This is a genomic window from Flavobacterium sp. DG2-3, assembly GCF_030730925.1.
Lineage (GTDB): Bacteria > Bacteroidota > Bacteroidia > Flavobacteriales > Flavobacteriaceae > Flavobacterium.
This window is the reverse complement of sequence record NZ_JAVAMB010000002.1, coordinates 18,299-30,989: the sequence shown is the minus strand read 5'-3', so window position 1 is coordinate 30,989 and position 12,691 is coordinate 18,299. Positions and strand designations below refer to the sequence as shown.

Annotated in this window: 15 protein-coding genes; 5 read left to right on the top strand and 10 right to left on the bottom strand. The window is 32.6% G+C overall.

Annotated features, from left to right (window positions below):
- The first annotated feature begins 2 nt into the window (after positions 1–2).
- From Q9Q97_RS04110 to Q9Q97_RS04100, 3 genes are read left to right on the top strand one after another with little or no spacing between them, the layout of a single operon-like run.
- Entirely contained in the window at positions 3–146 is a 144-nt protein-coding gene (locus Q9Q97_RS04110; RefSeq protein WP_306154892.1) for an SsrA-binding protein, read from the top strand.
- The gene (locus tag Q9Q97_RS04105) at positions 147–776 is read left to right on the top strand and encodes a peptidylprolyl isomerase (protein ID WP_306154891.1); all 630 of its coding nucleotides are present in this window, start codon (positions 147–149) and stop codon (positions 774–776) included.
- Between the two features lie 6 nt (positions 777–782).
- Positions 783–1,628: a DMT family transporter gene (locus Q9Q97_RS04100; RefSeq protein ID WP_306154890.1), complete on the top strand. Its 846-nt coding sequence runs from the start codon at positions 783–785 to the stop codon at positions 1,626–1,628.
- Positions 1,629–1,733: 105 nt separating this feature from the next.
- Here the strand turns inward: Q9Q97_RS04100 and Q9Q97_RS04095 are convergent, their stop codons facing one another.
- Positions 1,734–2,291, bottom strand: a complete 558-nt coding sequence (locus Q9Q97_RS04095) for a fasciclin domain-containing protein (RefSeq protein ID WP_306154889.1) — start codon at positions 2,289–2,291, stop codon at positions 1,734–1,736.
- A 200-nt stretch (positions 2,292–2,491) separates the two neighbouring features.
- Here Q9Q97_RS04095 and Q9Q97_RS04090 point away from each other — a divergent pair, with 200 nt between their 5' ends.
- Positions 2,492–3,019, top strand: coding sequence for a biopolymer transporter ExbD (locus tag Q9Q97_RS04090; protein ID WP_306154888.1), 528 nt, complete (start codon positions 2,492–2,494; stop codon positions 3,017–3,019).
- A gap of 11 nt (positions 3,020–3,030) precedes the next feature.
- A complete protein-coding gene (locus Q9Q97_RS04085; RefSeq protein WP_306154887.1) occupies positions 3,031–3,555 on the top strand; it encodes a biopolymer transporter ExbD in 525 nt (174 codons plus the stop codon).
- Positions 3,556–3,814: 259 nt separating this feature from the next.
- Here Q9Q97_RS04085 and rpsA read toward each other — a convergent pair whose 3' ends face one another.
- The 9 genes from rpsA to porQ form a co-directional block, all read right to left on the bottom strand.
- Positions 3,815–5,593: a 30S ribosomal protein S1 gene (gene rpsA / locus Q9Q97_RS04080; protein ID WP_306154886.1), complete on the bottom strand. Its 1,779-nt coding sequence runs from the start codon at positions 5,591–5,593 to the stop codon at positions 3,815–3,817.
- Positions 5,594–5,661: 68 nt separating this feature from the next.
- A complete protein-coding gene (locus Q9Q97_RS04075) occupies positions 5,662–5,901 on the bottom strand; it encodes a hypothetical protein (RefSeq protein WP_306154885.1) in 240 nt (79 codons plus the stop codon).
- Between the two features lie 75 nt (positions 5,902–5,976).
- Positions 5,977–7,236 carry a hypothetical protein gene (locus Q9Q97_RS04070; RefSeq protein WP_306154884.1) on the bottom strand — a complete coding sequence of 420 codons (1,260 nt, stop codon included), beginning with the start codon at positions 7,234–7,236 and terminating at the stop codon, positions 5,977–5,979.
- A gap of 357 nt (positions 7,237–7,593) precedes the next feature.
- Positions 7,594–8,082 (bottom strand): hypothetical protein, encoded by a 489-nt coding sequence (locus Q9Q97_RS04065; RefSeq protein ID WP_306154883.1) that lies wholly within the window; start codon positions 8,080–8,082, stop codon positions 7,594–7,596.
- A 137-nt stretch (positions 8,083–8,219) separates the two neighbouring features.
- On the bottom strand, positions 8,220–9,593 hold the full coding sequence (locus tag Q9Q97_RS04060; RefSeq protein ID WP_306154882.1) for a nucleoside permease: 1,374 nt from the start codon (positions 9,591–9,593) through the stop codon (positions 8,220–8,222).
- A 68-nt stretch (positions 9,594–9,661) separates the two neighbouring features.
- Positions 9,662–10,354, bottom strand: coding sequence for a (d)CMP kinase (gene cmk, locus Q9Q97_RS04055; RefSeq protein ID WP_306154881.1), 693 nt, complete (start codon positions 10,352–10,354; stop codon positions 9,662–9,664).
- A gap of 39 nt (positions 10,355–10,393) precedes the next feature.
- Complete coding sequence (locus Q9Q97_RS04050; RefSeq protein ID WP_306154880.1) at positions 10,394–10,999, bottom strand: murein L,D-transpeptidase catalytic domain-containing protein; 606 nt, start codon at positions 10,997–10,999, stop codon at positions 10,394–10,396.
- A 26-nt stretch (positions 11,000–11,025) separates the two neighbouring features.
- Positions 11,026–11,628 carry a murein L,D-transpeptidase catalytic domain-containing protein gene (locus tag Q9Q97_RS04045; protein WP_306154879.1) on the bottom strand — a complete coding sequence of 201 codons (603 nt, stop codon included), beginning with the start codon at positions 11,626–11,628 and terminating at the stop codon, positions 11,026–11,028.
- 4 nt (positions 11,629–11,632) lie between these two features.
- Positions 11,633–12,652 carry a type IX secretion system protein PorQ gene (porQ, locus tag Q9Q97_RS04040; RefSeq protein WP_306154878.1) on the bottom strand — a complete coding sequence of 340 codons (1,020 nt, stop codon included), beginning with the start codon at positions 12,650–12,652 and terminating at the stop codon, positions 11,633–11,635.
- Between the last annotated feature and the right edge of the window lie 39 nt (positions 12,653–12,691).

Below are 12,691 nucleotides of genomic sequence, written 5' to 3'. Positions count from 1 at the left end.
CCATGTATAAATTATTAGCTAAACTAAACAAAATGCTTTTGCCGAGTTTTACCAAACAAGGTTTAGATATTTCAAAAGCAAAAAAATGGCAAATGGCAATAATTGGCTATCGTGCTTATGTTACTAAAAAAGCTTTAGGTAATTAAATGATTTTCTTTAAAAACGCCACTAAAAATATTGCATTTATTTTAGCATCAATGTTATGTCTTAGCAGTTTGAATGCTTTTGGACAAAAAATTGAAGATCAAATTAAGTCAATCAATTCCATCGATGAAGCCAATCAATTTATTCTTGTTAATGAAAATATTGATGCTCAAATTTGGACAATAGCCCCACAAATAGACGAGAACAAAAGTTCTAGAATATTTAAAAACAGAACTATCGGCGATATCTTTTCAGATGGCACTAACCTTTATAAAATCATTGATTCTAGGAAAACAGTAGCTCTTCGTGTCAGCTACATATTTTTAGACGGAAATAAAATGTCTTTGCAAGCTATAAATAACCTTCGCAAGAAAATTGTAAATCAATATAAAAATGGTGCTAAATTTTCTGACCTAGCAAATCAATATACTATGGATTCTGCAAAAGATGGCGACCTTTCATGGTTCACTGAAGGAACGATGGTAAAAGAATTTGAAACCGCAATTAAAAAACATAATAAAAATGACATTTTCACTATTGATCTTACAAAAGAAAATTGGTACTACGTGGCTCTAAAAACTTATCAAGATCAGATAGTTGAAGAATTAACCATATTAAAAGTAAAAAGCTAATCTTAAATGAAAAACCGAGAAATTAGCCTCCCTCCTGTTCCTGCCGTATTATTAGCTATTATAAGTGTTCAATGCGGAGCGGCAATTGCAAAAACATTATTCCCTACAATTGGCGCAGCGGGTACGGCATCTATACGTATTGGTGTTTCGGCATTAATTTTATTATTGGCTTACAGACCCAATTTTAAAGCCATAACAGCACAGCAATGGAAAATTGTAATTCCGTATGGTTTGTCTTTAGGAGCAATGAATTTGATTTTCTATTTTGCTATAGAAAGAATTCCGATTGGTTTAGCCGTAACTTTAGAATTTGTTGGACCATTATTACTAGCTATAGCAGGTTCAAAACGTTTAATTGACTATTGTTGGGTTTTATTGGCCGCCATAGGAATATTATTAATCGCACCTTGGACAAATGACCGTTTAGATCCTTGGGGAATTTTGTTTGCACTTATGGCCGGTGGATTTTGGACGGCTTATATCGTTTTAGGCGGAAAAATTTCTAAAATAATGAATGATGGTTATGCGGTAACAACAGGAATGTTATTTGCTGCACTTTTAGTTTTGCCTTTTGGTTTTCTAGAAAACGGTTTAACCAATCTAACGCCAAAATTATTCGGAATGGGTGTTGCGCTTGCTCTTTTATCTAGTGCAATTCCGTTTACATTAGAAATGAAAGCTTTAGGAAAACTTCCGCCGCGTACTTTTAGTATTTTAATGAGTTTAGAACCTGCAGCAGCCTCTATTTGTGCTTTTATATTTCTTCAGGAAAGCTTAAGCTTTTATGAAATTTTGGCTGTAATTTGTGTTGTAATCGCTTCAGCTGGAAGTACTTTGACAGCAAAAAAATAAAATTTAAAAAATTCCAAAATTTGAAATTCCAAATTTTAAAATCTTAGAAAAAAGAAATTCCAAATTCCAATTTAAGCTTGGAATTTGGAATTTATTATTTGGAATTTATTTGTTTTTCGGAAGCAAAACAGCGTCTACAACATGAATCACACCATTCGACTGATTAACGTCTGCGATAGTCACTTTTGCTTTGTTTCCATTCTCATCACTGATATATAAATCTTTCCCTTTCATCCAAGCAGTTAATGAACCGCCACTAACCGTTTTCAAAGTTGCTTTACCTTTTCCTTCTTTAATTGCAGCTGCGATATCAGACGAATTCATTTTACCTGCAACCACATGATAGGTCAAGATCGTTTGAAGCATTTTTTTATTTTCTGGTTTTAAAAGAGATTCTACAGTTCCTTTTGGCAATTTATCAAATGCAGCATTTGTTGGAGCAAAAACAGTAAAAGGACCTTTCCCTTTCAAAGTTTCTACCAAATCTGCCGCTTTTACTGCTGCAACCAAAGTCGTATGGTCTTTTGAATTTACAGCATTTTCTATAATATTTTTATTTGGATACATCGCTGCGCCACCAACCATTACCGATTTTTGTGCATTTGATGTAAATGCAAATCCTAAAGCTAAAACTGCAAGAGCTAAAAATTTTCTAGTTTTCATATTTAATGATTTTAAGTTATAAGCTCATTTACGCCTTAAAACGCTCTTTGGTTTTATAAAGTTGGAATATAATTTTATGAAATCATATAAATCTCTTTTATCACAAGGCTTTACAGTTTAAAATATTTTTTAGCATTTTATGAAATTGAAGTCATTTTCGTTACTATTTTATTATTAACTTTAGTAAAAATTCATTTACTATGAAAAACCTGCCTCAAAAAGTTAGAAGTAAAAAGTTAAGTTCGAGAGTTGATTTAACAGCAATGGTCAGCGTTTCTTTTTTGCTGATTATATTTTTTATGGTTACGATTGAATTGAGAAAATCTAGACTTATAGAATATCCCATTTATAATGAAGGATGCGGACCGATAGTAGAATGTGGTAAACCTGACGAAAATAGAACGATGACAATACTCCTCGATAAGGACAACAAGATAATTACGTACTCAGGATTATTATTTGTTCCAATTGAAGCTCCGAAAGAAGTCGCGTTTGGCAGAAATGGTATTCGTAAAGAATTATTTAGAAGAAATAACAATGTGTTGGCTTATTCAGCTAATTTAGGAAAACCAGGAAGAGGTGTCGAGGTAGTTATTAAACCAAGTAAAAAGTCAAACTATGGCAATTTGGTTGATATTCTAGATGAAATTAAAATAACAGGAATTAAATCTTATCTCATCGTTGACCAGTTTTCTCCAGAAGAAGAAAAATTATTAGCTTCCAATTAAACCTTAATCTTATGAAAAATCTTCCTCAAAAAGTTAGAAGTAGAAAGTTAAATTCAAGAGTTGATTTAACTGCCATGGTCAGCGTTTCTTTTCTGCTGATTATATTTTTTATGGTTACGATTGAATTGAGAAAACCAAAAGCTGTGGATTTAAGCCTTCCAAATAATGACTGTGATGATTGTCATCCTGGATGTGTGGACGAAACCCGAATTTATACGATATTACTAGATGATAATAACAAAATAATAACTTATTCAGGTTTATTAGAATTTCCATTGGAAATACCGAAAGAGATAATATATGGTCAAAATGGCATTAGAAAAGAATTGTTACAAAAAAGAAAAAATATTCTGGAGTATTCTGCTTCAATTGGAAAGCCAAAGAATGGGCCTATTGTAATTATCAAACCAAGTAAAAAAAGCAATTTTAAAAATCTAGTTGATATTCTAGATGAAATGGAAATTACAAAAATAGACACTTATGCCATTGTAAATGAGTTCACTCCAGAAGAAACAAAATTATTGGCATCAAAATAAGAATAGATTTATTTTGAAAACAAGTCCCTAGCCCCGATAGAAGTGAAAATCCTTTTACTTTTTTCTTTAAAAAGTAAAAGATTGCAACGGATAGCGGGAAATAGCTTCTAAAAAAAATCAATTATTATAGTTTTAAAATTCCAATAGAAATGCGCTTCGACTTCGCTCAGCGTGACAACCTGAAACTTGAAACAAATGTAAAAAACAAAAAAAAGTCCCACAGTGATGTGGGACTTTCTATTTATAAAAAAGCTAAGAATTATTTTTTCTCAGTTTTTTCCATTTTAGCTTTTAATGCAGCTAATACATCATTGTTATCTCCTAAAGTCGCAGCTGGTGCATTAGTAGTAGAGTTAGATAAAGTATTTTCAGCAGCAGCTTTCACGTTTTTCTCTTCTTCTTCTCTGAAGATAGCAGTGTGAGAAGCAACTACTCTTTTGAATTCTTTGTTGAATTCAATTACTTTGAAATCAGCTGTATCGCCTTTTTTCAATTTCTTTCCGTCTTCTTTTTCAAGGTGACGAGTTGGAATGAAAGCAACGATATCATCTCCGAATTCTACAGTAGCTCCTTTGTCAACGATTTCAGAAATCTCACCGTTGTGGATAGTTCCTACAGCGAAAGAATCTTCGTACTGATCCCAAGGATTAGCAGTAGTTTGTTTGTGACCTAAAGATAATTTACGTCCTTCAACATCTAATTCTAATACTACAACATCAAGTTTTTCACCAACGTTTACAAACTCAGATGGGTGTTTAATTTTCTTAGTCCAAGATAAGTCAGAGATGTAGATTAATCCATCAATTCCTTCTTCTAATTCTACGAAAATACCAAAGTTTGTAAAGTTTCTAACGATACCTGTATGTTTAGAACCTACTGGGTATTTAGAAGTAATGTCAGTCCATGGATCTTGAGTCAATTGTTTGATACCTAATGACATCTTACGATCGTCTCTGTCAAGAGTTAAGATAACTGCCTCAACAACATCTCCAACTTTTACGAAATCTTGAGCAGAACGTAAGTGAGTTGACCATGACATTTCTGAAACGTGGATTAAACCTTCAACACCTTCAGCAACTTCGATAAATGCACCGTAATCAGCGATTACAACTACTTTACCTTTAACTTTATCACCAACAGTTAAGTTAGCATCTAAAGCATCCCATGGGTGAGCGTTTAATTGTTTCAATCCTAATTGAATTCTTGTTTTCTCATCATCGAAATCAAGGATTACAACGTTTAATTTTTGGTCTAATTCAAGAACTTCACTTGGGTGGTTGATTCTACTCCAAGAAAGGTCAGTAATGTGAATTAATCCGTCAACACCACCTAAGTCAATGAACACACCATAAGAAGTAATGTTTTTAACAACACCTTCTAATACTTGTCCTTTTTGTAATTGACCGATGATCTCTTTTTTCTGTACTTCAATGTCAGCTTCGATAAGAGCTTTGTGAGATACAACAACGTTTTTGAATTCGTGGTTGATTTTTACCACTTTGAATTCCATCATTTTGTTTACATATACATCGTAGTCTCTAATTGGCTTAACGTCAATTTGAGATCCTGGTAAGAACGCCTCGATACCGAATACGTCAACGATCATACCTCCTTTAGTTCTACATTTAACAAAACCGTTAACGATTTCTCCAGTTTCATTAGCTGCAATAACTCTATCCCAAGACTTAATAGTACGTGCTTTTCTGTGAGATAATACTAATTGACCTGTTTTGTCCTCACGGATGTCGATTAATACTTCTACTTTGTCACCAACTTTTAAGTTAGGGTTGTAACGGAATTCGTTTAAAGAAATAACACCTTCAGATTTAGCATTGATATCAACGATAACGTCTCTATCTGTAATTCTAACAACAACACCTTCAACTACTTCTTCTTGATCTGTAGCGATGAAAGTTTTTGATACTAGTTCTTCAAACTCTTGTAAGTTTTTCTCATCTACTGCATCAATTCCTTCTTGGAAGTTATGCCAGTTAAAATTTGCTAAAAACTCTTCTTGTGATTTTAATTGTTCAGACATGCTGATAAAAAAATTTGTATTCTGCTTTTCTCGAGTTTCTCTATGCGATAGAAAATACAGAAGTTGTTTTACATAAATGGTTGATTCCTAATGGAAACTCTTCTCTGCCAAAAGGACTGCAAAATTACTACATTTTTCTGAATTAACAAAACAAAACCGATATGATTATCAGTAGATTGATTAGAAGCACGAGAATTCGGGTTTTCAAGACGTTTAGTCCCGCTATCCGTTACAATCTTTTGTGCCGAACCCCGGCACAAAAGGATTTCCACTTCTATCGGGGCTAGATTAGAAATTTTAGTTTTCATAATACCTTTTGAACCCCTTCCTGCAAGGTTTTCAAAACCTGTCGGGTTTACGACTTGTAACTATCTATATCAATTTTAAAACTTTGATAAAGATTTCTCCAAATCAAGTTCAAACAATTTTGGGTTATCGAATTTACTCTCGTCGAGCTGAAAGTTTTTATCATAAAACTTCCAAGGTGAATTGGCAAAAAAATAGATTTTATTTTTAACCAAAACCGCCAAAGCTGGCTCATTAAAGGCTTCTCTATTATTATCCAAAACCTTAAAGTCAACTATTTTTGTTTCCGTTTCATTCAGTTTAAACGCTGCAATCCTAATCGGCACTACTCCATTCTGAATGGCAATCAATGATTTTTTATAAAAAACCAATCCGTCAATACCTTTTCTGGAAGCATCAATTGGAAATACCAACCAAGATTCCTTTTTATTCTTTATATCGATAACTGCAATTCCTTTTAAATAATCTGCAACAAACAATTTTGATTCGTCTTTATTAAATGTAATACCTTGCAAATTAAAAGCTTGATTTCTCAAATCTTTCCATAAAACTAAATTCTCTTTTTCAATTTTATAAATTATGGGCTCAGTACTATCTGAAATATAAACTTCGTTAGATTTACTTATTACAAGATCACCAAAAACATGATTTCCTTCAATAAAATATCTTTTCACCACTTTTTTTGAAGCAATTTCAATTTTTAAGATCTCACTTTTTCCATCCAATTCTTTTTTAAAACCTTTCATTTCAGGAATTGCAGAACAAGCGACAAACAAATATTTTTCATCACGATCTGCTTTTAAGGCAAAAACCGAATACAAACAATCTGTAAACCAATCAGAACATTTTCCAGACGCATCAAAAGAAACAATCTTTTTATCTCTAATGCTCGACGACAACCAAAGCTTTTGTTTCTCCAAATAAAATAATCCTTCTGGATGCAATCCTTTCTCAGAAAGACAAAGTTTTTCAACTGAATTCTCTATTTTCTTAGATTGCAAAATTTTGAGTGATTCCAAATCCTTAAAATCCTTATCGTTTTTGATAGAAGCAAAATCCGTATCCTCTTCAAAAGAAACAGTATTATTTGCTAGAACCATATTTTTCAAAACAGATAAAGCTTCCTCTTTCTTTCCATTCAAAGCATAAGCCGACGCTAAATTATAAGTAAAAGCAGGATGCATTGGCCGAATACTGTCCAATTGTTTTGCCAACCGAAGGAACAAAACATAGTCCTTATTTTTATATGCTTCTATACTTTTATCATACAAAGCTTTGTTTTGAGCAAACCCCAAAGTACCGATCAAAAGCAAAATATAAAACTTAAGTTTTAGCATTTTTTTATGTTATTAATAATGAGGCACTAAGTTATTATTTTATTTAATACACAAGCACACCAGACGACAAACCCGACAGGTTTTTAAAACCTGTCGGGTTTAAATCGTTAATCCCATAAAGTTCGAATTTCCTGCAAGGTTTCCAAAACCTTGTAGGTATTTATTTTTCGTATTTATTGTAATTTATCACCGTTTAGTAAAAACTTTTTAAAACAGTTAGACTTAAAGACCTAATTAGGTTTTCGATATACCTACAAGGTTTCGGAAACCTTGCAGGATAAAGTTTTAAACAACAAACCGGGTTCTAAAAACCTGTCGGGTTGCAACACTATATAATACAAATAGTCTTTGTTTAAATTATTTAAATAACTCAGCATAGATGTGATCGTACTCAGTCCTACTAAATTTCATTTTGCTATTTGAAAATGGATCCAATTGCTGCAACATATAAACTTTAACCATTTCATTCATTCTAATACATGGAGGATGATAAATATCAACATATTCATTATCATTTAGATGTTTAAATAATACCTCACGAATTCTAGAATAATCTTTTTCTACTAATACTTTAAATGCAAAACATCTTACGATTGGTTTTTCGCATTCTGTCATCAAAACAAGTTCATCAATATTTGTCTCTTTAGAAAAATTGATAAAACTTTGTTTTTTCTCTATCCCTGACAACAAATAAACGTTATCAAACCTGAATTCAGTATAATCTTTTTTTAATTTCTCGTTTTTTAAAATTAAATCAAGTTTAACTGTTGGCTTAAAATCTTCTTTTTTATTACAACTAAGCATAAAAAATAAAAGAATAAAAAACGTATTTTTTTTAATATCCATATTGTATACCCAAATAAATAAAATTCTTTTAGTAAAGAAATATATTTGCTCCAGAGCCCATTCTTAAATGAAGAAGGAGACATAAAAAAATCCTATTTTCAGATCTGAAAATAGGATTCAAATAATTATAAGAATTTTTAATGACTCAAATTCTCAATTTCCTTCGGATCATGTTTATGTTTAAATAAAACAGCAAAAGCAATCGCAATTACTAAAGCATAAATCGCAAATGAAAGCCAGATCGTATGCCAGTCTTTCATTAGAACTGGATTTGCAAAAACTCCGTCATTAATTGTATTTCCTTGACTTTTGACAAACTCTGCCATTTTTTCGTTAGAGGCGTCTGTCTGTAAAAATCCAGCTAATTCTGTAGTGGTAGTAAACGACTTTGTAAAGAAACGGTCAATTGCCCAGCCTGAAGTCAAACTTCCTAAAACCGCTCCTACTCCATTTGTCATCATCATAAACAATCCTTGTGCTGATGAACGAATTTTAGAATCAGTATTACTTTCTACGAATAATGAACCAGAAATATTAAAGAAATCAAATGCCATTCCGTATACGATACAAGACAAGATAATCATCCATAAACCATTTACAGGATCTCCAAACGCAAATAATCCGAAACGCAAAACCCAAGCCAGCATACTAATTAGCATAACTTGTTTGATTCCGAAACGTCTTAAGAAAAATGGAATCGCTAAAATAAACAATGTCTCAGAAACTTGAGAGATTGACATAATAATAGTCGAATATTGAATTACAAATGAATCTGCATATTTTGGAAAATGTTTGAATTCATCCAAAAATACATCTCCGTAAGCGTTTGTCAATTGCAATGCTCCTCCTAAAAACATAGAAAACACAAAGAACAAAGCCATTTTGTAATTAGCAAACAATTTGAAAGATTCTAAACCAAAAGTTTCTATCCAAGTAGCATTTTCTTTGATTAAACGCTGTGGCTCACATTTTGGCAAAGTAAAAGCGTAAACTCCAAGAATTAAACCTCCAATTCCAGCAATATAAAACTGGTACTCTGTCGCTTTACTTCCGCTTAGATTGGTGATCCACATCGCAACAATAAAACCGATTGTTCCCCAAACGCGAATAGGCGGGAAATCTTTTACGATGTTTTTATTATTTAATTTAAGTGAAGTATACGATATCGAATTACTCAAAGCAATTGTTGGCATGTAACAGCACATAGCCAAAAGCATTACAATAATAAAAGTATCTGGTGTTGTAACTTGTGCAATTCCAAATAAAACTACTGCATATAAAATATGAAGAACTCCATATAATTTTTCAGCGTTTACCCATCTGTCGGCAATAATTCCGGTTAATGTAGGCATGAATAAAGAAGCAATTCCCATGGTTCCAAATACTAAACCAAATTGTGTTCCTTCCCAATTTTTGGTTCCAAACCAATAATTTCCAATTGTGATAAGCCAAGCTCCCCAAACAAAAAATTGAAGAAAGCTCATAAAAATCAACCTGTTTTTAATTCCCATATAATGAAATTGTCTTTAAAGTAAAATGAAGCGGTAAAACTACCATTAAAAATAATATCTGCAAAAAATTATATCGTTTTAACAACATCATTCACTAATTCTAAAACAGCTGTAAATTGTTCTTCTTTATTTAAGTAAGAATTATCAATCTCAATTGCGTCGTCGGCGATTATTAGAGGAGAATCTTCACGATGCGTATCCATGTAATCTCTATCAACTACATTTTTTAAAACTTCTTCATAAGACACCTTATCGCCTTTTTGCTGTAGTTCATCAAAACGTCTTTGCGCACGTGTTTCTGCACTTGCGGTCATAAAAATTTTCAATTCAGCGTTAGGGAAAACTACCGTTCCAATATCTCTTCCATCCATCACTATAGCTTTGTTCGTTCCCATTTCCTGCTGTTGCTCTACCAACTTAGCGCGAACCTCAGAAACTGCAGCAACTGTGCTCACAAAATTAGAAACTTCAATAGTTCTAATTTGTTTTTCGACATTCTCACCATTTAAATACATTTCAGCAAAACCTAGATCAGTATTAAATCTAAACTCTAATTTTATATCTGCCAATGCTTCAATTAAAGCTTCTTTTTTAAAGAATTCCGCATTTATCAAATCATGTTGCATCGCAAAATAAGCCACAGCACGATACATCGCTCCAGTATCTACATAAACATATTCTAACTCTTTTGCCAATTGTTTGGCAAGAGTACTTTTTCCTGTAGATGAAAATCCGTCGATAGCAATGGTAATTTTTTTCAATTTTTTATTTTTTAATTTTTATTCTTTTAAAGACTGGTTCTAGTAATAAATGCTCATTAAAATATCCGATTCAGAACTATCAATTAGTTTTGATATTCTATCAAAGTATTTTTTATTTACCATCGGACAGCCATAACTATTGCAAATGTAGCCATCTTTCTCCTTATATGGAACATCATAATAGTAATGAAAAACGATATCGCGTTTAAAAGCATTATTATTGGTTTCGTCTAATCCATACAACCTATAAGCTTTTCCGAATTTGCCATAATAGGAATTTCCAATAGAATATTTTCCCAATGACGTACTTAAAGAATTTGGGACATTGCTAAAACGAAGTTTCCCTTTAACACCAGTTTCAGAACCAGATCCATGAGCCACCAAACCTTTATCAATAATTTTATTTGCTTTAAAATCATAAACAAAAAATCTATTCTTTCCTGAAGGGATCTTCATATCGATAAAAAAGGCGATTTGGTTATTATAGCGAGGATTTTGATTTATCATTTTTTTTACTGCTGTAATTTGAGATTCAATTCGTTTATTATCAGAAGATAGCGAACCAATTTCTTTAACATCATAAAACAATAAATATGCAGCAGAAAGCGCCAGAATAAAAAGAAATACAATTATTACTTTTTTCATTGGTTTAAGACTCAAAAAAAAACTAATTAATAGTAAATATCCATAAGAATATTAGATTTGGAATTATCTATAATCTTTTCTATTCTTTTAAAAAACTGTTCATTTATCATTGGACATCCATGACTGTTGCTTATGTAGTAATCTTGTTCCTCATAAGGAACCGCAGAATAATGGTGCAGTACAATTGCTCTTTTCAAAGCATTATTATTCGTTTCTTCTAAGCCAGCCAATCGATACGCTTTTCCAAAAATACCTTTATATGTTTTTCCAACAGCATATCTGCCTAGAGAAGTGCAGTTAGAATTTGGAGCATTACTAAATTTTAATACTCCTCTTACTCCTGTTTCTGAGCCAGAACCGTGCGCTACAAGTCCTTGATCGATAACTTCATTTTTCTTCAAATCGTAAACAAAAGAGCGATTCTTTCCCGAAGGAACTTTCATGTCAATCAGAAAAGCAATTTTTTGATTGTATTTAGGATCAGTACCAATCATGCTTTTGATGCTAGTGATTCTGCTGTTAATTCTTTCCAATTCCACAGTAGAAATAGCTTCTTCTTCTTTAAAAGAAAGTTTAGATCCCGTAAAAAAGCTTACTGTCATAAACAAAACCAAATAAAACAGTTTCATGCAGTTATTGAAAATTTAATGTTAAACCAAAAAGACTTGTATTAGCCGCCAAAGTATATCTAGAATACGAATAGTTAAATCTTAACTTATTCATTTTTAAACCAAAACCTAATGAAACACCAGAGAAATTACGCTGTTCTTCTACCCTCAATTCCTCACCTCTTCTAAAATTATATCCGATTCGAAAATTAAAGGCTTTTTTAGGAAAAAGCTCCACGCCGAAAGTCACGTGTCTTAAAGCATTGTTTACAAAAGACACTTTCTCGTCGCTTGTAGATCCGTCGATGTTGGTTTCTCCGCGTACAGGATTCGAAAAAGAGATATTCCACTGCTGCAAATTTTCTAGTGTAAGATGCCAGCGAATGGGAACGTGTTCTAATTCTTGTGAAATACCCGCAACGATTTTAAATGGCAGATTTTCTTTAATTCCTGAATATGTTGTGAATTGTGTTCCCATGTTTCTAAAAACAAGAGCAAAATTGAGATCGTTCCTTACGTCTACATACAAAAAGCCTAAATCTGCTGCGCCGCCTATAGAATTATACGTTTCTAAAGAAGATGTAATTAATTTAGCATTCGCCCCAATGTAGAAATCGGTATACGGAATATTGTATGCATATCCGAGTGATAACGCACCTTCACTTCCAGTAAAGTTAGAAGTTGCCTGTCCGTTTTCGTCGTAACCTTCAAATGTACCGTAATTCACATAGGTAACTCCTGCGTAAAAAGTCTGCAGATGCCTGTCATAAGTATAGGCATACGACGCTGTGCCATAAGAGGCTTCACCATAATAACTTCCGTAATTTAATGCAAAATGATTGTCCATGTCTGCGTTTATAAGAGCGGGGTTAGACATGGCCTGATTAACATCTTCGTCATATATTGTAATAACGTCTCCTCCTAATGCTGCTTGCCTTGGCGAAGTGGTTAGGTTTAAAAATTGGTAGGTGTAGCGCCCTCCGACTTGTCCGAAAGAAGACGAACAAATTAAGATTATAAAAAATAAACCAACTTTTTGAAGCATTTGTTTTTGGCGGCACCTATATGGCAATAACGCAATTGC

Bases quoted from the DNA above. Each gene is read 5' to 3' on its own strand.
- Q9Q97_RS04045 (WP_306154879.1), bottom strand. From the start codon at position 11,628: ATGAAACTGTTTTATTTGGTTTTGTTTATGACAGTAAGCTTTTTTACG.
- Q9Q97_RS04095 (WP_306154889.1), bottom strand. From the start codon at position 2,291: ATGAAAACTAGAAAATTTTTAGCTCTTGCAGTTTTAGCTTTAGGATTT.
- Q9Q97_RS04075 (WP_306154885.1), bottom strand. From the start codon at position 5,901: ATGAAAACTAAAATTTCTAATCTAGCCCCGATAGAAGTGGAAATCCTT.
- Q9Q97_RS04050 (WP_306154880.1), bottom strand. From the start codon at position 10,999: ATGAAAAAAGTAATAATTGTATTTCTTTTTATTCTGGCGCTTTCTGCT.
- Q9Q97_RS04110 (WP_306154892.1), top strand. From the start codon at position 3: ATGTATAAATTATTAGCTAAACTAAACAAAATGCTTTTGCCGAGTTTT.
- Q9Q97_RS04065 (WP_306154883.1), bottom strand. From the start codon at position 8,082: ATGGATATTAAAAAAAATACGTTTTTTATTCTTTTATTTTTTATGCTT.
- rpsA (WP_306154886.1), bottom strand. From the start codon at position 5,593: ATGTCTGAACAATTAAAATCACAAGAAGAGTTTTTAGCAAATTTTAAC.
- Q9Q97_RS04100 (WP_306154890.1), top strand. From the start codon at position 783: ATGAAAAACCGAGAAATTAGCCTCCCTCCTGTTCCTGCCGTATTATTA.
- Q9Q97_RS04090 (WP_306154888.1), top strand. From the start codon at position 2,492: ATGAAAAACCTGCCTCAAAAAGTTAGAAGTAAAAAGTTAAGTTCGAGA.
- Q9Q97_RS04070 (WP_306154884.1), bottom strand. From the start codon at position 7,236: ATGCTAAAACTTAAGTTTTATATTTTGCTTTTGATCGGTACTTTGGGG.
- Q9Q97_RS04105 (WP_306154891.1), top strand. From the start codon at position 147: ATGATTTTCTTTAAAAACGCCACTAAAAATATTGCATTTATTTTAGCA.
- Q9Q97_RS04085 (WP_306154887.1), top strand. From the start codon at position 3,031: ATGAAAAATCTTCCTCAAAAAGTTAGAAGTAGAAAGTTAAATTCAAGA.
- porQ (WP_306154878.1), bottom strand. From the start codon at position 12,652: ATGCTTCAAAAAGTTGGTTTATTTTTTATAATCTTAATTTGTTCGTCT.
- Q9Q97_RS04060 (WP_306154882.1), bottom strand. From the start codon at position 9,593: ATGGGAATTAAAAACAGGTTGATTTTTATGAGCTTTCTTCAATTTTTT.